The sequence below is a fragment of the Jeotgalicoccus huakuii genome, from assembly GCF_036665975.1.
GTDB lineage: Bacteria > Bacillota > Bacilli > Staphylococcales > Salinicoccaceae > Jeotgalicoccus > Jeotgalicoccus marinus.
Window position 1 is genome coordinate 74,263 of record NZ_JAVIYN010000005.1, and the last position, 19,343, is coordinate 93,605.

Annotated in this window: 22 protein-coding genes, 1 other RNA gene and 1 riboswitch; of the genes, 3 read left to right on the forward strand and 20 right to left on the reverse strand. The window is 37.9% G+C overall.

What is annotated here, in order from left to right:
• Window positions 1-6: 6 nt before the first annotated feature.
• The 7 genes from V6E76_RS03980 to aroD all read right to left on the reverse strand — a co-directional run bounded on the left by V6E76_RS03980 (window position 7) and on the right by aroD (window position 4,427).
• The gene (locus tag V6E76_RS03980; RefSeq protein WP_166627234.1) at window positions 7-699 is read right to left on the reverse strand and encodes a methionine ABC transporter permease; all 693 of its coding nucleotides are present in this window, start codon (window positions 697-699) and stop codon (window positions 7-9) included.
• Window positions 696-1,718: a methionine ABC transporter ATP-binding protein gene (locus V6E76_RS03985; protein WP_247350175.1), complete on the reverse strand. Its 1,023-nt coding sequence runs from the start codon at window positions 1,716-1,718 to the stop codon at window positions 696-698. The genes V6E76_RS03980 and V6E76_RS03985 overlap by 4 nt, the downstream gene beginning before the upstream one ends.
• Before the next feature lie 80 nt (window positions 1,719-1,798).
• Window positions 1,799-1,897: riboswitch (SAM riboswitch) on the reverse strand.
• Between the two features lie 40 nt (window positions 1,898-1,937).
• Window positions 1,938-2,252: a thioredoxin family protein gene (locus V6E76_RS03990; RefSeq protein ID WP_247350173.1), complete on the reverse strand. Its 315-nt coding sequence runs from the start codon at window positions 2,250-2,252 to the stop codon at window positions 1,938-1,940.
• Window positions 2,203-2,610: a toprim domain-containing protein gene (locus V6E76_RS03995; protein WP_247350170.1), complete on the reverse strand. Its 408-nt coding sequence runs from the start codon at window positions 2,608-2,610 to the stop codon at window positions 2,203-2,205. Before V6E76_RS03995 ends, V6E76_RS03990 begins: the two co-directional genes overlap by 50 nt.
• Window positions 2,611-2,703: 93 nt before the next feature.
• The gene (gene gcvH / locus V6E76_RS04000) at window positions 2,704-3,084 is read right to left on the reverse strand and encodes a glycine cleavage system protein GcvH (protein ID WP_247350168.1); all 381 of its coding nucleotides are present in this window, start codon (window positions 3,082-3,084) and stop codon (window positions 2,704-2,706) included.
• A 66-nt stretch (window positions 3,085-3,150) separates the two neighbouring features.
• Window positions 3,151-3,507 (reverse strand): Spx/MgsR family RNA polymerase-binding regulatory protein, encoded by a 357-nt coding sequence (locus V6E76_RS04005; protein ID WP_247350150.1) that lies wholly within the window; start codon window positions 3,505-3,507, stop codon window positions 3,151-3,153.
• A gap of 200 nt (window positions 3,508-3,707) precedes the next feature.
• Window positions 3,708-4,427, reverse strand: a complete 720-nt coding sequence (gene aroD / locus V6E76_RS04010; protein WP_247350132.1) for a type I 3-dehydroquinate dehydratase — start codon at window positions 4,425-4,427, stop codon at window positions 3,708-3,710.
• A 129-nt stretch (window positions 4,428-4,556) separates the two neighbouring features.
• On the opposite strand from aroD, the gene V6E76_RS04015 reads away from it, so the two are divergent.
• Window positions 4,557-5,123 (forward strand): hypothetical protein, encoded by a 567-nt coding sequence (locus tag V6E76_RS04015; protein ID WP_247350111.1) that lies wholly within the window; start codon window positions 4,557-4,559, stop codon window positions 5,121-5,123.
• Between the two features lie 162 nt (window positions 5,124-5,285).
• Here the strand turns inward: V6E76_RS04015 and V6E76_RS04020 are convergent, their stop codons facing one another.
• The 5 genes from V6E76_RS04020 to V6E76_RS04040 all read right to left on the reverse strand — a co-directional run bounded on the left by V6E76_RS04020 (window position 5,286) and on the right by V6E76_RS04040 (window position 9,352).
• The gene (locus V6E76_RS04020) at window positions 5,286-5,696 is read right to left on the reverse strand and encodes an Ohr family peroxiredoxin (protein WP_166627239.1); all 411 of its coding nucleotides are present in this window, start codon (window positions 5,694-5,696) and stop codon (window positions 5,286-5,288) included.
• A 74-nt stretch (window positions 5,697-5,770) separates the two neighbouring features.
• Window positions 5,771-5,971: a CsbD family protein gene (locus tag V6E76_RS04025; RefSeq protein WP_247350108.1), complete on the reverse strand. Its 201-nt coding sequence runs from the start codon at window positions 5,969-5,971 to the stop codon at window positions 5,771-5,773.
• An 83-nt stretch (window positions 5,972-6,054) separates the two neighbouring features.
• On the reverse strand, window positions 6,055-7,422 hold the full coding sequence (locus V6E76_RS04030; RefSeq protein WP_247350105.1) for an SLC13 family permease: 1,368 nt from the start codon (window positions 7,420-7,422) through the stop codon (window positions 6,055-6,057).
• A complete protein-coding gene (locus tag V6E76_RS04035) occupies window positions 7,406-8,590 on the reverse strand; it encodes a glycerate kinase family protein (protein WP_247350103.1) in 1,185 nt (394 codons plus the stop codon). Before V6E76_RS04035 ends, V6E76_RS04030 begins: the two co-directional genes overlap by 17 nt.
• Before the next feature lie 153 nt (window positions 8,591-8,743).
• The gene (locus V6E76_RS04040; RefSeq protein ID WP_247350100.1) at window positions 8,744-9,352 is read right to left on the reverse strand and encodes a GNAT family N-acetyltransferase; all 609 of its coding nucleotides are present in this window, start codon (window positions 9,350-9,352) and stop codon (window positions 8,744-8,746) included.
• Between the two features lie 125 nt (window positions 9,353-9,477).
• Here V6E76_RS04040 and V6E76_RS04045 point away from each other — a divergent pair, with 125 nt between their 5' ends.
• Window positions 9,478-9,912: a lipocalin/fatty acid-binding family protein gene (locus V6E76_RS04045; protein ID WP_247350098.1), complete on the forward strand. Its 435-nt coding sequence runs from the start codon at window positions 9,478-9,480 to the stop codon at window positions 9,910-9,912.
• 59 nt (window positions 9,913-9,971) lie between these two features.
• On the opposite strand, the gene ssrA is transcribed toward V6E76_RS04045, so the two are convergent.
• The 5 genes from ssrA to secG form a co-directional block, all read right to left on the reverse strand.
• Window positions 9,972-10,331, reverse strand: a transfer-messenger RNA (tmRNA) gene (ssrA, locus tag V6E76_RS04050).
• Window positions 10,332-10,398: 67 nt separating this feature from the next.
• Window positions 10,399-10,869, reverse strand: coding sequence for an SsrA-binding protein SmpB (smpB, locus tag V6E76_RS04055; protein ID WP_026867328.1), 471 nt, complete (start codon window positions 10,867-10,869; stop codon window positions 10,399-10,401).
• Between the two features lie 6 nt (window positions 10,870-10,875).
• Entirely contained in the window at window positions 10,876-13,182 is a 2,307-nt protein-coding gene (gene rnr / locus V6E76_RS04060; protein ID WP_247350095.1) for a ribonuclease R, read from the reverse strand.
• Window positions 13,183-13,196: 14 nt separating this feature from the next.
• Complete coding sequence (locus V6E76_RS04065; protein ID WP_026867326.1) at window positions 13,197-13,952, reverse strand: alpha/beta hydrolase; 756 nt, start codon at window positions 13,950-13,952, stop codon at window positions 13,197-13,199.
• Between the two features lie 116 nt (window positions 13,953-14,068).
• Complete coding sequence (gene secG, locus V6E76_RS04070; protein ID WP_166627246.1) at window positions 14,069-14,299, reverse strand: preprotein translocase subunit SecG; 231 nt, start codon at window positions 14,297-14,299, stop codon at window positions 14,069-14,071.
• Between the two features lie 133 nt (window positions 14,300-14,432).
• On the opposite strand from secG, the gene V6E76_RS04075 reads away from it, so the two are divergent.
• Window positions 14,433-15,353, forward strand: a complete 921-nt coding sequence (locus tag V6E76_RS04075; protein WP_247350083.1) for a nuclease-related domain-containing protein — start codon at window positions 14,433-14,435, stop codon at window positions 15,351-15,353.
• Window positions 15,354-15,729: 376 nt separating this feature from the next.
• Here V6E76_RS04075 and eno read toward each other — a convergent pair whose 3' ends face one another.
• Genes eno through tpiA form a run of 3 tightly spaced genes read right to left on the reverse strand, consistent with a single transcriptional unit; the run spans window position 15,730 to window position 19,342 of the window.
• Window positions 15,730-17,028 carry a phosphopyruvate hydratase gene (eno, locus tag V6E76_RS04080; protein WP_247350081.1) on the reverse strand — a complete coding sequence of 433 codons (1,299 nt, stop codon included), beginning with the start codon at window positions 17,026-17,028 and terminating at the stop codon, window positions 15,730-15,732.
• A gap of 48 nt (window positions 17,029-17,076) precedes the next feature.
• Window positions 17,077-18,588: a 2,3-bisphosphoglycerate-independent phosphoglycerate mutase gene (gene gpmI, locus V6E76_RS04085; protein WP_247350079.1), complete on the reverse strand. Its 1,512-nt coding sequence runs from the start codon at window positions 18,586-18,588 to the stop codon at window positions 17,077-17,079.
• Window positions 18,581-19,342: a triose-phosphate isomerase gene (tpiA, locus tag V6E76_RS04090; RefSeq protein WP_247350064.1), complete on the reverse strand. Its 762-nt coding sequence runs from the start codon at window positions 19,340-19,342 to the stop codon at window positions 18,581-18,583. The genes gpmI and tpiA overlap by 8 nt, the downstream gene beginning before the upstream one ends.
• Window position 19,343: the final 1 nt, after the last annotated feature.

The following is a 19,343-nucleotide window of genomic DNA, read 5'->3' on the forward strand; positions in this document are numbered from 1 at the left end:
TAGTAATCAGCGTTTATCCACTCTTTTAGAGAAGAAGTCTCCTAAAATTTGAATGACGAAAACGATGATTAGAATTACCACAGTTGCAACAAGCGTGACGTCAGGCTGGTTTCTTGTAAAACCAACCATGTAGGCTAAGTTACCTAATCCACCGGCACCAATAACCCCTGCGATCGCGGTTGAACCAACGAGCATAATGGATGTTACCGTAATACCTGAAATTAGAGCAGGTAATGATTCTGGTATTAACACTTTCCAAATAATTGTCCAAGTGTTCGCACCCATTGACTCCGCCGCTTCTATTACACCCTTATCAATTTCTTTAAGTCCTATTTCAACTAAGCGTGCATAGAATGGTGCAGCACCGATAATCAACGCAGGTAAGGCTCCATTTGAGCCCATTACTGTACCCATGATTGCTTTTGTAAATGGCATGAGTAGAATAATTAAAATGATAAATGGAATCGCTCTAAAGAGATTGACGATGAAGGATGTCGTTCCATAAAGCGGTTTTGAGGGAACATTTTCACTCTTATTAGATAAGAACAAGATAATACCGAAAATGAGTCCAATTATAAAGGCTGCAATTGTTGCAATCACTGTCATGTATATCGTTTCATAAGTCGCTTCAATTACTGCATCCCATTTCACATTTTCAAAGCTAAACATATTTTTAAATTCTTCTATTACACTGTTCATCCTGCTTCAACCTCCAATGTGACATCGTGCTTTTTAAACTCATTTGAGATTGATTCAAGGGTCTCATTATCGATATCTAATGCAATATATAAATGTCCAAATGATTCTTGATTCGTCTGTTTAATATTACCTGATAGAATATTTACATCTAAACCGTAATTTCTTATGACCTCAGAAACAATTGGAGATTTTGTTCTCGTACCTACAAAGTTTAATTTTACTATTGTTGAAGTTGGGAATGATGCTTTAAGTTCTTCTATTGCGAGTTGATGATCATCATCTGAAATATCATCTTTAACAAAGCGTTTTGTTACACTTGACTGTGGATTTTGGAACAATTCAATTACCGAACCCACTTCAACGACCTTACCGTTCTCCATCACTGCTGCACGGTCACATATCTTTCTGATCACATGCATTTCGTGAGTAATCAAGACGATGGTTAGATTCATCTCTTTTGTAATATCTACAAGTAAATCTAATACTTCATCAGTCGTTTCTGGATCTAAGGCACTAGTTGCTTCATCACATAGTAACACTTCAGGCTTATTCGATAAGGCTCTGGCAATACCGACACGTTGTTTTTGTCCACCTGATAGCTCACTTGGATAGTTATGCGCTCTACCCTCTAGCCCAACAAGTTTGATTAATTCATCAACACGTGCTTGGCGTTCTTTCTTTGGTATACCCGCGATTTCCATTGGAAAACTTATATTTTCTGCAACTGTTCTTGACCACAGTAAGTTAAAATGTTGAAAGATCATAGATACTTTCTGACGTTTTTTTCGAAGATCACCTTTGGACATTTTACTGATGTCATCTCCACTGACAATCACATCACCTTCAGTTACATCTTCAAGTCCATTTAATAATCTGATCAGGGTGGATTTACCTGCACCTGAGTAGCCAATTATCCCAAATATCTCACCGTGTTTAATCGATAGATCAACTTGGTCAACTGCTGTTATATTTTGTTTCTTAGTTTTAAATATCTTAGAAACACTTTTTATATCAATCATGATACATTTCCCTTTCTCATCGAAGAAAAATAAAAAGGCCTACTCATAGTATATGAGTAGGCCTTTGAACTTCATTATGCCTCTCATCTTTAGGATTTGTTCCTGTGATTTAGCACCTTGTCATTAAGACGGTTGCCGTGGCTTCTTAGGGCACTTCCCTCCACCACTCTTGATAAGAGTTCTATTCGATTGAGATTTATAATATCAGACTATTCTCTACTAGTCAACCAGGAATTCATCTAATACTTCACTTAAATATGGTACTGAGTGAAAAGCATAGAGTTCTTTCACAAGTTGGCCATTTTTAAATAACAGTAAGGCTGGTGCTGAACGTATGTGGTATTTATCTATTAAGTCTTTATGATAGTTCAAGTTAATTCTCTCATATGATATCTGCTTCATCTCAGAAACGACTTTCAACATCGATTCTGAAATTTCACATGTTTTACACATCGTCGCATATCCAAAGATAATATAACTTTCCTTATCCTGTGTATTCTTTAATAAATCTGCCGTTGAAATTGTTTCCTTCACGATAAAACTTACCTTTCATTATTAACGCATTATCTACGTAAAAACCGTGTCTTAAGAGGAGGTTAGCTAGATAGTCATGCGGGCAACGACCGACTTCTCCAAATTTTGGATCAATGTAAATATGCGTGCTCTCACTTAAATGTTTTTTAAACCATTGACGAATTTTTCTTCCTTCTTTATCCGCATCGGATAATATAAAAATTTGCGAATCACCTAGCTGTTCGATAATTTCATCTAATTTGGAAATACCCATTGTTCCGAAAGTGCAAATAATTTGTGCCGGTTCTACTAACACTTCTTCTAAGCGACGTTTATCAGTCTTGCCTTCAACAATGAGTACCTTATCAGAAAGATTCATTCGTATCACCCTTAGTTTAATTTTATACAAATTCACCAGAAGTAATAAATATTTAGTTTTAAAAAACTCCGGACAAATGTCCAGAGTTTAAAATTAGCCCTCGATAACTGCTTGGTAACCAGCAGCATCAAGAAGATTATCAAGTTCGCTTTCATCTGAAAGTTCAACTTTCAGCATCCAAGCGCCTTCATATGGATTTTCATTTACAAGTTCAGGACTATCTTCAAGCTCTTCGTTAATAGCAACGATTGAACCTGAAACTGGAGCGATTAATTCAGAAACAGTCTTAACTGATTCAACGCTACCGAATGATTCACCTGTTGATACGTCGTCGCCTTCCTCTGGAAGTTCAACAAATACAATATCACCAAGTTCAGATTGTGCAAAATCAGTAATACCGATAGTTACAGTATTTCCTTCAACCTTTACCCATTCGTGGTCCTCACTGTATTTTAGATCTTGTGGTAATGACACGCTAAAACCTCCCTTTTAACTTATCATATATATTGTTGCATATTTATCATACTACAGGCAAGAAGATTAATTCAATAAAGCTTGCTCATAATTTTCTTCTTTAAACCCTAAAAGCACCTGATCATCTAAAACAACCATTGGTCGCTTGATTAACATGCCGTCACTTGCAAGTAATTCAAACTTTTCATCATCTGAAAGTTCAGGTAAGCGTTCTTTTAAACCAAGTTCTTTAAACTTGCCACCTCTTTTATTAAAGAAATCATCTACGTTATATGAAGAACGGTCCACAATACCTTTAAGCGTATCGATTGACGGTACATTTTTGACCATATCTATGGCAGTGAATTCTAAGTTATTATCCTCTAAAAATTTCTTCCCCTTACGGCAAGTTGTACATTTTGAATACTCGTAAAAAGTTATCATTATATCCTCCTAAAATAGAAAATCATCTTACATTAATTCTACCTTAGAAATTATATTTTATACACTCAAATCACAAAATAAACCCAAAACCTTTGGGGGAGGTTTTGGGCCAGGGGTTAGGATTTAAGAAGTGTGTGTTATCTTCTAACCTCACTCTAACACCTAAATATTATTAGAACGTAAAGTCTGTGTAAAAATTATCATAAAGTCGTTAATGTTTTCCTTAGTTCACTTATATGAATTTGTCCAGGCGCCGCATCTCGGCTGATGTAACCATAAGTAAATAATGGGGCATAGTCGCCTGTTAACACGCGTGTACGCTTACCTAACTCACCCATAGAGATTCCGATGACCTTGTGCCCATATTGAGCCTTAGCAGTTTTTAGAACATCTATAACTGTGTCGACATCCTCACTGTTTGTAGGGTACAGGGCAAACTTAAACACATCACCTTCTACTTGATTCATCTGACTAAGTAAATCCATGAGTGCACCGTGATCAAGTGTTTCTTTAAAGTTATGATAGCTCAGTAGCGTTTTAATTTGATGCATCTTTGCGGTCTCAATAATTTCCTGCACAATTTTTTTACCGACTGACATTTCAATATCTATATAATCAATATCCATAGACTTACAAATCTCTAGTAGAAGTGCTTGGTATTCAACCGTAGTTTTTGAGCCCTTGCCCCCTTCTCTAGAAGTTCTATAGGTGTAGATAATTTCTTTATCGAGAGCTTTAAATCTGTCTATGATTCGTCTGACAATCGATGCATGATCCTGGCGATTTAAAGCATCAAACACATCCCCTCGTATTTCGACTATATCAAAATCAGTTATGTGCCTTTCTGCAGCTTCAATCTCTTCATTAATTGCATCAGAGTTATACCCTGAAAAAGTGACGACAATCTTAGTAGTATTCATTATTTTGCCCCTTGAATTTTGTTCTATAAAAAGTTTTTAAGTATCACGTTGTATTGTACTATAATTAGTATTGGTATGCAGTGATGATTTTTAATACTCATATGAATAAGATCAGGAGGACTTAGTAAATTGAAGAAAACAATATTATACACGAGCTTAGCCGCTGCCCTTCTCTTAGCTAGCTGCAGTAGCGAAGAAGAATCAGAAACTGTACAAATAGAAGAAGAATCCTCAATCGTAGATGATACAGAAGAAGATGTCGAAGATAATATCGATAGTGACCCAATAGAAGAAGAAAGTGATGCTAGTACAGACCATTTAACAGTTGGTGAATCTGCAAGGATTGATGACATCACACTCACCATTGATGATGCATATTTAACCGATGAGAGAAATGAAACGAACCTCATTGATGTAAGTGGTGTACTTATTCTAGAAGTTACATATGAAAACAACACAGAAGAAACCTTTCCGACAGGTCGAGATATTGTCGTTGAGTCAGAAGGAGAATTAATGCGAAGCTATAAGCTGGAAGACTTACTATTAGAAGATTTACCACCAGGTGAAAGTATTAGTGGTCGTATGGCCTACGGATTGGTCAATGAACCCGAAACCCTCACTGCGACATTTCAGCCATTACTAAATGAGTCAGAAGAAGAAGCTGTCTTTGAAATTGATATTTCTGATGAACAATAGGAGAGGATTTCATTGTTTCGGTGATAAGTGAGACTGTTTCAGGCAACTTATCACCACTTTGGCATGTTTCGGTGATAAGTGATCCTATTTCGAGCAACTTATCACCACTTCATAAACCAAAAATGCACCCTGTACAAGTACAGAGTGCATGCTTTTTATATTCTATTCTACAACCTCTACTGATAAATCTACATCGATATTACCACGTGTTGCTTTAGAGTATGGGCAGAAATCATGTGCTTGTTCTAAATATTTCTCAGCGTCTTCTTGAGACATATTTTTAACTTTTGCATTGATTGCAACGCTAAGTTTAACACCTTCACCGTCTTCTTCTAAACGTACTGTTAGATCGACTTCTGGCTCAGCGTCACGAACGCCACCTTTTTTAATCATTAAATCAAATGCTCCGTTGAAGCATGATGCGTAACCTGCAGCAAATAATTGTTCAGGGTTTACACCTTCTCCTCCTTGATCTGGTGGGATAACCGGTGAATCAATTGCCTTGTCTGATGTTGTTACGTGTCCTTTACGTCCACCAGTATTAACAGCACTAACTTCATATTTCACAGCCATTATATAGCCTCCTAAAAATATATTTACTTACAAAAATGAAGCCGTATTAACAACAGCTCCATTAATATATCTACTTATTTTTTGAACTTGTCTGATAGTTTGTCAATTGCATCGTTAGCTTTGTCACTAGCGTCTTCAACATATTCTTTCGCTTTACCAGCAAGCTTATCGTCTTTACCTTCTTTTTCTAATTCTTTGTCTCCAGTAGCGTTACCAACAGTTTCTTTAACGTTACCTTTAGCTTGTTCTAATTTGCTGTCTTTTTCCTCTGCCATGAAAAACACTCCTTAAATAATTAATTAGTATTATTCGTACAGTACTAAGTATTCCCGAATCATAATTTATTAAACATAATAATTTAAAAAAATTTTAAACCAAGATGTTGCCAATAAATATAATAAGTCACAATCATTAGCACTACGTATATCGGCATGAGTATCATACTTAATTTGAACAAATCTTTGCTAGTAAAACTATCTTTTGCTCCCTCATAAAATATGAGGAGCGCTTTTGAACTTACAGGTAAAGTGACACAGAAATTGATGCCAATTAAACTGATAAACACCATAGCAACTGGATTAACATTAAATGTTTCTGCAATGATGAGTAAGACCGGTATCAGTACAGCTGCTCTCGTCGTATGGCTTGGTATTAATAAGTGAGAAGTCACACTAATCAACACCACAAATACGAGTATTAAAAATACATTCATATTATCAAACTGATTGAAACCTGCTAAGAGCACATCTTGAAAGTAAGTCGTCACTCCATATTCGACCAAGAGACTACCTAAGGTTGTCGCACCTGCAACGAAAAATATTAGACTCCATGAAACTGAGCTAAGTCCTTTTTTCCAGGTGATTAAGTTTAATTGAGGGAGCATCATGATCAAACTCATTAACATGGTAACATAAGCAATATCAAAACCATGTAGTGGCTCAAATAGCCATAAAAGTATAGTGACGACAACTAAACAAAAAATAATTTTTTCTTTTGTTGTAAATGGCATTTTCTCAACATCTTTTGCTTTTATCGTGTAGTTAAAGTCCTTAAAATATAACCACTTAATAATGACATAAGTAATATATGAAATAATTAGTCCAAACGGTAAGGCATATACAAGAAATTCAATATAAGTAATTGACTCATCAGTCTGGCCTTGTAGGATACTGATACCAACTAAATGACTACCCGCACCAAGTAAAGTCGTATTCGCTGCCATGATAATCAGCACCGGAATCGCTAAACTAAAAAATTTCTGATGCTGATTAAAACGGTCCGTTAATATTTCATAGAGTGGTAGCATCACTGATGCTCTCGCAGATGTTGACGGTACAATGACAGATAAAATCATTATCACAATAAAAGTAAAGAAAGTGACCCTACCCTTTGTCGTGCAATTATTGATCACCCATTGGCTCAGTCGATCAATCAAGCCGCTTTCATATAGTACCCCCGCGATAATAAATGCACCAATCATCAGCCATACCACATCATGAGTAAAAGCGTTAAACATAATGTTCTCAGGTAAGCCAAGTAAAACACCAAGTACTAAGACGAGCCAGGCTGCGAGTCCTGCTGGTAGTTTAGTAAATATAAATAAACCAAGGGCTAAGACAAAAATTATAAGGCTGAGTTTTCCCAGATAATCAAGCTCCGGAATGGTACTTACTAAGAGTGTAAAAGCGATAAATATTCCGATACCAATTTTAGACTTTAAGTTCATTATCTTCACGCTCACTTTGAGCTAATTCCATACCGATGAAAATGCTGCGCATTGTATTATCCACTGCTTTAGTCAACCATTTAGACGCATCTTCCATTGATTTTTCTAAGGTCGCTGGTTCTGGAATAATGCTCGTATATGTGTCGATTCCACTATCATAATTTAAACTTGCCTTCTTACCGATTGTTCCCGCAAAAGCGATAACTGGCTTATCAAACTGCTTGGCAATGCGTGCAACTTCAGACGGGATCTTATCATTGGGGGTTTGGAAATCAATGCAACCTTCAGCTGTAATGACTAGGTCCGCTTCCTTAATTGCATCGGAAATTTCTATATAATTTTGGATAATTTCAAATCTTGGATGTAAGACCGCACCTAAGAATCCAACAAGTCCTGCACCTAAGCCACCAGAAGCACCTCCACCATTTATATTAGAAAGGTCATCCCCTGTCACTGTCTTAATCAAACTAGCTAAATGGTCGAAGTTCTTAGACAAGCGTTCAACTTCTTTTTTAGTCGCACCTTTTTGTGGGCCAAATACTTTTGCAACACCTTTTTCACCACAAAGCACGTTCTTCCAATTCACCGCAACATCAATATCCACTCTAGCAATACGTGGATCAATGTATGACAGATCTATACTGTCTATTTTGTGGATCTCTCCCCCACCCTTAATAGATAACACTTCATTATTTTTCGATAAAAACCGCACACCGACAGCTTGTGCCATACCAACACCACCATCAGATGTTCCAGAATCACCACAGCCAATCAAGATTCTTTCAGCTCCATTATCTAAAGCCTTGATGATCGTCTCACCCACCCCATAAGTTGTCGTCCAAAGTGGGTTGCGTTGTTCATGAGGTACATGTCTCAAGCCAGCAATTGCTGCCATTTCGATGACGGCTGTCGTCACACCATTATCTTTAAAGATGCCAAAATGTGAATTAATTTGTTCTCCTACAGGACCTGTCACTTTGGTTTTTATACATTTTCCTTTCTTTAATTTGATGATGGTCTCTACAAAACCTTCCCCACCATCGACCATTGGAATGACTGTAATATCATGGTCATTCCCTGACTTTTTAATTCCCTTCTTAATTGCTTTACCGACTTCCTCTGAACTTAAACTTTCCTTAAAACCTGAAGGTATAACAACCATTTTCATAATAATCTCCCCTTACGTTTTTTGTTAGTCTCCAAGCTACGCCTGGATACTTACGGTTTAATAAAGGGTTAATTAAAATATAATTAAAATACTCAAGTAAAAAAACCTGCGCTTGAATTTAAAAATTCAAACACAGGTCTTAAAAGGTTTAGCCTATCGTAGTAACTTTACCATTCGCCAAAGCTTTAATTGACCAAAGGTAGAATCTTCAACGACCCTAAAACCTAACTTTTCATATAATTTTTTAGCATTCTTATTGTCCTTATCGACAGTGAGAGAGATTTTATCGAAACCGTTAAACCGCGCTTCGTTCTCAGCTTTTTTAATCAGTGCTGAAGCAATACCCATACCCTGATAGTCAGGCATAGTTGCCAGTAAACTGATGTGATACTCTCCTGATTTTGACTCTTTAAATGCCATCAGTGAAATTAGGTCTTTAAAGTTATTAAAAACCAAGCTGAACATCTTAGACTTCTTCATTTTTACTAATTGCTTAACGGTTTCTAGAGTTGTCACCTTCATATCTTGATGAGACATACAAGTCACTAGACCGGCATGCTGACCGTCTACAGTCGCTACAAAGGACTTATCATGACTAAAGCGATTCCCTTTATTTTCAAAGAGCAATTGCAACTCTTTAACCACCTTATCTTTAGAATCTGACCCTAACATTATATGACTCATTTCAGCCATTGCTAGGTAGTTCAGAATCCCGCCGTTGACATGATTACTTCTTGCTTTTTCTATATTAAAATTACTCATTTTTACACCTCATTTTTCATTGTTACTTTTAGATAAGCAACAATATAATAAAAATATCATAAGTTTATATAAATTAAGAATGATTACTCTAGATTAAGGGAATATATTTATGTAAAGGAGATATTATGATTAATAATTTATTTGGTAAATGGGACATTATTGCAACGACTTTTAGTATGTGGACAGATGGTAAAAGAGAACAGCCTTCAATAACTTATACAAAGTTAAGTGATTCACCATTAACCGTAAACAATCAGGTTAGATTTCTAAAAGATGGTAAAGAAAAAAGTATTGAAGGCATAGAGAAATATAAGGACGCCCAGTTTATATGGAGAGGTAAAGGCCTACTTAAACTTTTCAAAAGCACTTGGCATATCGTCCATTTAGACTCTGATATTCTGATTATTAAGTTCGGTTCCACCCTAGTTACGGATGCAGGTTTAGATATTTTAATTAGAGATAAAAACCAAACTCAAAAACTTAAAGAAAAGATAATACAATCCTATACTGACTATAAGCTGACCAATGAAGACCTAGAACAATTAGAATGGTTGGTATAAGAAATAATTGGTCACATATAATAAGAAACCCCGTAGCCACAAGGCTTACGGGGTTTAAAATATGGAGACGGCGGGAGTCGAACCCGCGTCCAGAGACTTCGCAACATCTCTTTCTACGTGTGTAGTTCATTTTTAATTTTCGCATGGGTGATGGTAATGAACCCACCTCAGCCCATGCTAGTCCGATTCGTCTCTTCCATTAGTCTTCTGACTGCAGACTAAATGGCGTATCCTATTATAGTTGAATCATCGTCACGGGCCATAGGAAAGCTCATGGGATGATGCAGGCTGACTAGGCAGCTACTGCGAAATTGTTTTGTTTGCCAGTTATTATAAACTGAGTATCGTTGATGACGAAGCCGAAACCTCCGACACGCTTAAGATGCCCAAACAGCCCCTGTCGAATCCGGAACGTCCCCGGATTATAATCGGCTATCTTTTTACCGAGCGTCAACTATTATAACATGATAAAAATATACTTACAAATTATTGATTGTACGCCTTGATGGCACGATCAATATCTCTCTTCATTTGTTTCTTCTTAAGGTCTTCACGCTTATCGTATTTTTTCTTACCACTCGCAATACCTAAAAGCATTTTACATACACCATTTTTAATATATAACTTTAAGGGGATAAGCGCATTTCCTGGCTGTTCAATATGCCCTCTTAGTTTGTTAATTTCTTTACGATGTAAGAGCAGCTTTCTATGTCTGAGTGGATCATGGTTAAAACGATTCCCTTCTTCATAAGGGGCAATATGCATGTTATAAACATACATTTCCCCTCTATGAATACGAGCAAAGGAATCTTTTAAGTTCGCTGACCCTCGGCGAATGGATTTAATCTCAGTACCTTGTAATACCATACCAACTTCAATCGTATCTTCGATTGAGTAGTCATGACTGGCTTTTCGGTTTTGTGCCAGTGGTTTAGTCTTATGCTTATCTTTACTCATCAGCCTCTACTTCTTTCCTTTACCTTTTTTAGGGGCACCTTTATAGAATGGCTTCTTGCCTGAAGCATTTCTTTTGCCTCCACCTTTCTTAAAGGCCCCTTTCTTTTCTCTAGATCTTGATTTCTCTTTCTTATTGCCTTTGATTTCAACCGGACGACTTCTCTTTTCTCTCGGCTTTCTATCCGGCATACCAACGACTTTAAAGTCAATTAAGCGTTCATCTAGGTTCACACCTAACACTTCAATTTCAACCTTGTCACCTATACGGAACATGGTACCTGTCCGTTCACCAATCATCGCCATTGCTCTCTCGTTGAAGTTATAATGGTCATCTGTCATGTGAGACACATGAACAAGTCCTTCGATTGTATTCGGTAGCTCAACAAACATACCGAAGTTCATCACACCAGCAACGACACCTTCGAATGTCTCGCCGACATGTTTCATCATATATTCTGCTTTTTTCAGATCATCCGTGTCGCGCTCAGCATCTTGGGCGCGTCGCTCACGTTCTGAAGTATGCTTAGCAATATCTGGCAAGATACTCTTATTATGACGAATAGTTTTAGCGTCTGTCTTTTTATTAATTAAATATTGACGGATCAGACGGTGCACAATTAAGTCTGGGTAACGGCGAATCGGTGAAGTAAAGTGCGTATAAAACTCAGTCGATAATCCGAAGTGTCCAAGGGATTCTTCTGAGTACTTAGCCTGTTGCATGGAACGTAACATAAGCGTACTAATGACCATTTCCTCAGGACGTCCTTTAACTTCTTCAATAATCTCTTGAAGGGCATGCGGATGAATTTGATTGCCTTTACCTTTAACCATCACTCCAAAGCCTGTTAAGAAATCAAAGAACTTATTAAGTTTCTCTTCTTTTGGTTCTTCGTGAATACGGTATAAGAAAGGAACATCCATCCAGTGGAAGTGTTCAGCCACTGCTTCGTTCGCTGCAAGCATGAACTCTTCAATCATCTTCTCACCAGTACCACGATTTCTTAAAACGATATCTTCAGGTGTGCCGTCGTCTCCGACAACTACAGCCGCTTCATCAAAGTCAAAATCGATCGCACCACGTTGGTCTCTTTTACGGCGGAGCGCTTGAGCTAAATCTTCAGCTTGTAGGAGGTGTGGATATACTTCCTTGAACTCTTCAATAACGGCTTTGTCTTCATCTTCAAGCATTAAATTAACATTGCGATATGTCATGCGATAATTAGAGTTAATGACACTTTCAAAAATCTCATGATTCACTGCCTTACCACCCGGCGTAAATTCGATACGACAGCTCAAAGTCAGACGGTCGACATTCGGGTTTAGTGAGCAAATTCCATTTGATAGGCGGTGTGGAATCATCGGAATGACTCGGTCGACCAAGTACACACTTGTCCCTCTATCGTACGCTTCTTTGTCAATCGGTGAATTCTCTGTTACGTAATGACTAACATCTGCGATACTGACTGTTAATTCCATATTGCCATTTTCAAGTTTTTTTACACTGACAGCGTCATCAAGGTCTTTCGCATCTGCGCCATCGATTGTAATGGTAAATTCATCTCTCAAATCAACACGATCTTTTGTTTCGGCTTGGTCGATGACTTCAGGTACAGACTCCGCTTGTCTTAAGACCTCATCTGAGAAGTCAATGTCAATGCCATGTTGGAAAATAATTGATAAGATATCGACACCCGGGTCATTTTTATGACCGAGAATCTGTATGACATGTCCTTCAGGATTATCACCATCTCCCTCAGGGAATTTTGTGATTTCTACAAGTACCTTATGGCCATCAATCGCACCTAAATTATGATCTTTAGGTATAAAAATGTCGGTTTTAAAAGTTTTGGAATCAGGTACGACAAAACCGAAGTGCTTGCTCGCATTATATTCTCCGACGAGCTTGGTCACACCACGCTCGATAATTGAAATTACTTTTCCCTCAGCATTGTCACCCCGAGAATTTTCTTCCACTTCAATCAACACAGTATCACCATCAAGGGCACCGTTAACCGCAGTAGGCGGAATGAAGATATCTTCGACATCCTCTTCTTCAGGTCTTAAGAAGCCAAAACCTCTCTTATGCATCGATAAAGTCCCTTTAATTCTGTTGGAGTCGGGAACTTTCATATACTTATCTTTTTTTGTGCGATACAGTTTACCGGATTCTTCAAGAGAGACCAAAGCTTTCACCATATCTTTAAAATCATCCGACTCATCTGCCTCTAAAGTCATTTTAAAATCATCAGTTGTCATCGGTTTATATTCGTCACTGTTGACGAGTGATAATATTTCTTCTTTATAGTCTCTCATCGTAATCCTCCGTATCATTTATAGGTGAGCAAGTTTTCTCCCACCGTAAATTTATATATATCTTCAAATAATTCTTCCTTTGATTTGTCTATTGTTAATACGTGTCCACCATCCGGATACCATTTTATTTCCTTATCATCTGTTGAGATACTATCAAAAATAACATTGGCGCTCTCAGAATTAATCACTTCATCCTTTTCACCTTGAGCGACAAATGTAGGAATCATGACATCCTCTAAGTTCCCTTTTACCATCTGAATAAACGTTCTGATGTCTTCAAAAGTAGATGTCATCTCTAACTGTTCTAATTCTGACTCAATTTCCTCAGGCGATTTATTTTCAAACATTTTTAAATATTTTTCAGCATAGGCTTTAAATTGACTATACAAGGTCTCAGATTCCTTTAAATACATCGGGCTACAAATTGTCGATATCCCAACTAAGTCACGGTCACTAGAAAGATTCAGCGCCATTACACCACCGATTGATACACCTGCTGCAAAAATATCTTCATAACCTTCTGATTTTAGAAAATCATAAGCATCCACTACTTGTTTATACCAAACATACGGTGATGATTCGGTAATCTTCTTAGGATGTTCGGCATGGCCTTCGTAGTTTATTGAGTAGGATGTCATACCCTTTTTCTGAAGGTATCTGCCAAGCTGTCTAACATCTGATGTGTTACCCGTAAAACCATGTAAGAGTAACACTGCTGATTTGCCACTATCTTCTTTAAAATAGAATGTTTCTGGTAATTTGAAATTCATGAGGTCACCTCTATATTCATCTTACTTACATTGTACGCTAAATTGAGTGGATTCTAAAGATTCATGCAGAAATAAAAAATCCCGTATCCGGCTAAAGTCGGATACGGGTGTCGTATTTATCCAATGTAAGTCAACAATAACATGATCATAAAGAACAAAATAGCTAAGATTACAGTAGCTCTGTGTAAAATGAGATCCATACCACGAGCTTTTTGTTTACCAAAAACTTGTTCAGCTCCACCACTAACTGCTCCAGAAAGTCCGGCACTCTTACCCGATTGTAGGAGAACAGTTGCGATTAAAGATATACATACTACGATTAAAAGAACGATGAGTAGAGTCTGCATGAAGTACCCCTCCGATTTATATTAACAGTATAAATAATACCAAAATTACACTCTATCCGCAATGTAAATTGGTGTTTTGTAATCTACTTGTCACATTAAAAATTGTCGTGGTTTTGAAGCAATTTTTAAATTTTTGTCATTTGGAGATAATTTACCTGCATTATATATTTGTGGTATGAGAAAACAACCTATTAAACTTCATCAAATGCAGGTTTTACGCCGCCGTGCCGCACTCAGTGAACAAGAGGAAAAAGAATTTGAAAAGCTACAGAGAGGCTACATAGGAGAATTATCTTTCGATAAACTTCTCGACGCTCACTTGAGTGGCTTAAATGTTTATCATGTGAAAGATTATCGTTTCAAGGTGGATGGTTCAGAAGTGCAGATTGATAACCTACTTATTTCTGGAGACCAGGCTTATACCTTTGAAGTAAAGAATTATAATTTCGACTTAGTTTACTGCAACAAAGCTTGGCACTTTGTAAATGGGGAGGAATTTAAAGATTTAAGTATGCAAGTGAACAGGCAACGGCTTTTATTACAACAACTACTTAAGAAAGGCAGTTTCTACAGCGCTTCAAATAATGTGATGTCTCATTTGGTATTCGTAAATCCTAAGCAAACGATTTATAATATGCCAAACTTAGAAAATTTAATCGTCCCATCCAATGTAGATAAGCGCCTATCTAAAATCTGTAAGTCCAATTATTATGATCAGTCAGCGCTCTATAAATTTTTAGAGAGTCAGCGTTTAGTTAAATCAATTTACGATATTCCAGTAGATATTAAATTTGAAACATTACGTCCCGGAACCTACTGTTATCAATGTAATTCCACTTCCACTCTCGATAAAATCCACAGAAATTTGTATAAATGCAAGAATTGCAAAATTGACTATAATATACTACAAATTTTGCAAAACCTACAAACTGAAATTTCTGCCTTAAATGACAGTTGGAAGATTACGCCAACGATGTTATTTAAGTTGAGTGGCGGCATGGTGAGTAGGGCTGTGATTTTTAATTATGTGAAGGAAGGAAAGATCAAGATGTAGTTTTTTCGTGATTATTATAGTCTTGAGGGCTTTTCTTAGGCTGTGTGTCCATAAGTCATTAATTCCATGATGACTTATCGATTTTTTATGTTCTTTTGTCCATTCGACACCTTTTTCAACACGACTTATAGATTTTTTAAGCACTTTTGTCCATTCGACACCTTTTTCTACACGACTTATAGATTTTTTAAGCACTTTTGTCTATTCGACACCATTTTCAACACGACTTATAGATTTTTTAAGCACTTTTGTCTATTCGACACCATTTTCATCGTGACTTATAGATTTTCCATGCCTTCCTCCGCGACTCACCTCACCTCACACCACAAAAACCTCCCCTCGCCAAAAGCGAGGGGAGGTCATAAATTTTAGAGCCTTAGATATTCAAGTTATAGAAAGAGTCTAGGCCTTTGTATGTTGCTGTTTCAAAGAGTTCATCTTCAATACGTAATAGCTGGTTGTATTTCGCAACGCGGTCAGTACGGGATGGCGCACCTGTTTTAATTTGACCCGCGTTTGTAGCAACAGCGATATCTGCAATCGTCGTGTCTTCTGTTTCGCCTGAGCGGTGTGAGATGACTGCAGTGTAGCCTGCGCGTTGGGCTGTTTCAATTGCTTCAAATGTCTCTGTTAAAGTACCAATTTGGTTGACTTTAACTAAGATTGAGTTGGCAACACCTTGCTCGATTCCTTCGACAAGTTTTTCAGTGTTTGTAACAAATAGGTCATCACCGACCAACTGAACTGTGTCACCGATCTTATCTGTTAATAATTTAGTGCCTGCCCAGTCATTTTCATCTAAGCCATCTTCAATTGAGATGATTGGATATTTGTCGACCATTGCACTATACCATTCTACGAGTTCTTCGGAAGAATATGTTTTCCCTTCTCCTTTAAGTTCGTAGGCACCAGTTTCTTTGTTGAAGAACTCACTTGAAGCAGCATCCATTGCTAAAACTATATCAACACCTAATTCGTAGCCTGCAGCATTAACTGCTTCTCCGATCACTTCGAATGCTTCTTCATTTGATTTAAGGTTAGGTGCGAAACCACCTTCGTCACCTACAGTTGTGCTATATCCTTTGCCAGATAAAACTTTCGCCAAGTGATGGAACACTTCTGTCCCCATGCGGAGACCTTCTTTAAATGAAGTTGCTCCAACTGGCATAATCATAAACTCTTGGATATCGATATTGTTATCAGCATGTTCCCCACCGTTGATAATATTCATCATCGGTACAGGTAACTGTACTGCATTGAAGCCACCTAAGTATTTATAAAGCGGCTGACCTAATAGGTCTGCTGCAGCTTTAGCAACGGCAATCGAAACACCTAAAATCGCATTGGCTCCAAGTTTAGCTTTATTTTTAGTCCCATCAAGCTGGATGAGCATTTTATCGATAGAGACTTGTTCTAAAACTGAAAAGTCGCCTTCGATTAACTCAGGCGCAATAATTCCGTTAACATTCTCAACTGCTTCTTCTACACCTTTACCTAAGAAGCGTGATGAATCACCATCACGAAGTTCAACAGCTTCGTATTCTCCAGTAGACGCACCTGAAGGCACTAGTGCTCGGCCAAAGGCGCCGCTCTCAGTCAGTACTTCAACTTCGATTGTTGGGTTTCCTCTAGAGTCTAAAACTTCACGTGCATAAACATCTGTAATTAATGGCATGTCATCCTACTCCTTTGTGTTTTTAGTTCGAGTTTATTATAACTTATTTTACGATAAAAGGCTCTCACCAGTCATATCTTTCGGTTGTTCTAAGTCTAACAAATCTAATAAGGTTGGTGCTAAATCAGCTAAACGTCCTCCCTCACGTAAATTTTGATTTGTGTCTGTAACAATAACAGGCACTGGATTCGTAGTGTGTGCAGTCATCGGCTCACCTGACATTGTTAACACTTCGTCTGAGTTACCATGATCAGCTGTAATGATTGCACGCCCTCCGAGTTCTAAAACTTTGTCGACGACTTGACCGAGACACTTATCCACTGCTTCTAAGGCATCGATTGTTGGCTGTAACATGCCACTATGTCCGACCATATCAGGGTTTGCAAAGTTTAAAATCACTAGATTTAAGTCTTCTGTGTCTAAGGCTTGAATGAGTTGATCCGTGACTTCATACGCACTCATTTCAGGCTGTAAATCATAAGTTGCAACCTTTGGTGAATCAACAAGAATACGAGATTCGCCTTCAAAGACAGCCTGACGACCCCCATTCATAAAGTAGGTCACATGCGGATATTTTTCAGTTTCAGCGATTCTCAATTGCTTTAACCCATTGTTTTGAATGACTTCACCAATCGTGTTCACTAGATCATCTTTTTCAAATACTACATTGCTCTCTACTGCTGGACTATATTCAGTAAAAGTTGAAACATTTAAGTTTTCAATATCTTTTAGACTGTCTATATGATTAAAGCTAGGATTCGTCAAAGCTTCACTGAGTTGAGCAGCTCTATCTGGTCTAAAGTTGATGAAGATCACAGCATCATTGTCGTCAATTTTAGCGCCATGACCCACCGTAAATGGTTGGACAAATTCATCAAAAATCTCAGCTTCATACGACGCCCTAACACCCGCTTCTGCTGTATCAAAATGCGGTGCATCCCCGTGAACAAGTGTGTCGTAAGCAAGTTTCACACGGTCCCAGCGCTTATCTCTATCCATGGCATAATAACGACCACTAATGCTTGCAAACTCACCGACGCCAACTTCAGCCATAACCTTTTCAGTTTCTGAAATATAAGTCAGTGCCGAACTTTTAGCAACGTCACGACCATCTAAAAATCCATGAACTAGGACATCTTCTAAATTGTGTGCCTTAGCCATTCTAAGTATTTCAAACATGTGGCTATGGTGTGAGTGGACCCCTCCGTCACTTAAAAGTCCCATGATGTGCAGCTTACTCCCCTTATTTTTAGCGTGTTTAAGTGCATCTAAAAGGACTTTGTTTTGGCTGAATTCTCCTGTTTCAATCGCTTTGTTGATACGGGTCAAACTCTGATAAACGATACGCCCAGCACCAATGTTTAGATGCCCGACCTCAGAGTTACCCATCTGTCCATCAGGTAAACCGACATCTAAACCACTCGCCTTTAAAAGCGAGTGGGGGTATTGATTTTTATAGCGGTCAAAGTTTGGCATGTGTGCTTGTTTTACTGCGTTTCCATATGATTCAGTACGTTCAGCAAAACCATCAAGTATAATTAATGCGGCAAGTTTAGTCATGACTTGATCCATTCAATAAAGCAACAAAATCATTTACTTTTAAAGATGCACCGCCCACTAATGCACCGTCTACATGCGTTTGACGCATCAAGTCTTCAATTGTTGCTGGTTTAACAGAACCACCGTAAAGTATTCTCACTTCTTGTGCAGTTTTTGAATCATATAGGTTCTCTATAGTGTTTCTAATCACTTCGCACATTTGATTCGCATCATCACTCGACGCACTTTGACCCGTACCAATTGCCCAGATTGGTTCATAGGCGATGACAACCTGAGCGACTTGGTCACGACTAATACCTTCAAATCCCTTAGTCACTTGTTGCCTCACCTTGTCTTCCGCTTGACCTTCATTTCGTTCTTCTTGTGTTTCACCAACACAAGTAATCGGGAACATTCCTGCCTCTAAGACAGCATGATTCTTCTTATTGACATCTTCATCTGTTTCAAAGAATAATTGTCGACGCTCTGAGTGACCAGTAATCACGTAAGTCAATCCTAGATTGCTTAACATGCTTGCTGAAATTTCACCCGTGTAGGCACCGTTTTCTTCGAAATAGACATTCTGTGCACCGACTTTAATGTCTGTATCCTGTGTTTTATTTACTAAAACCGTCAAATCGATAAAGGGCGCACACAGCGCCGCTTCTACGCTCTTAGGTAGAGTTTTTTCTTTAGTTAATTCATCCATAAAAGCTTCTGTTTCACGGACGTTCATATTCATCTTCCAATTACCAGCAATTAATGGCGTACGCATA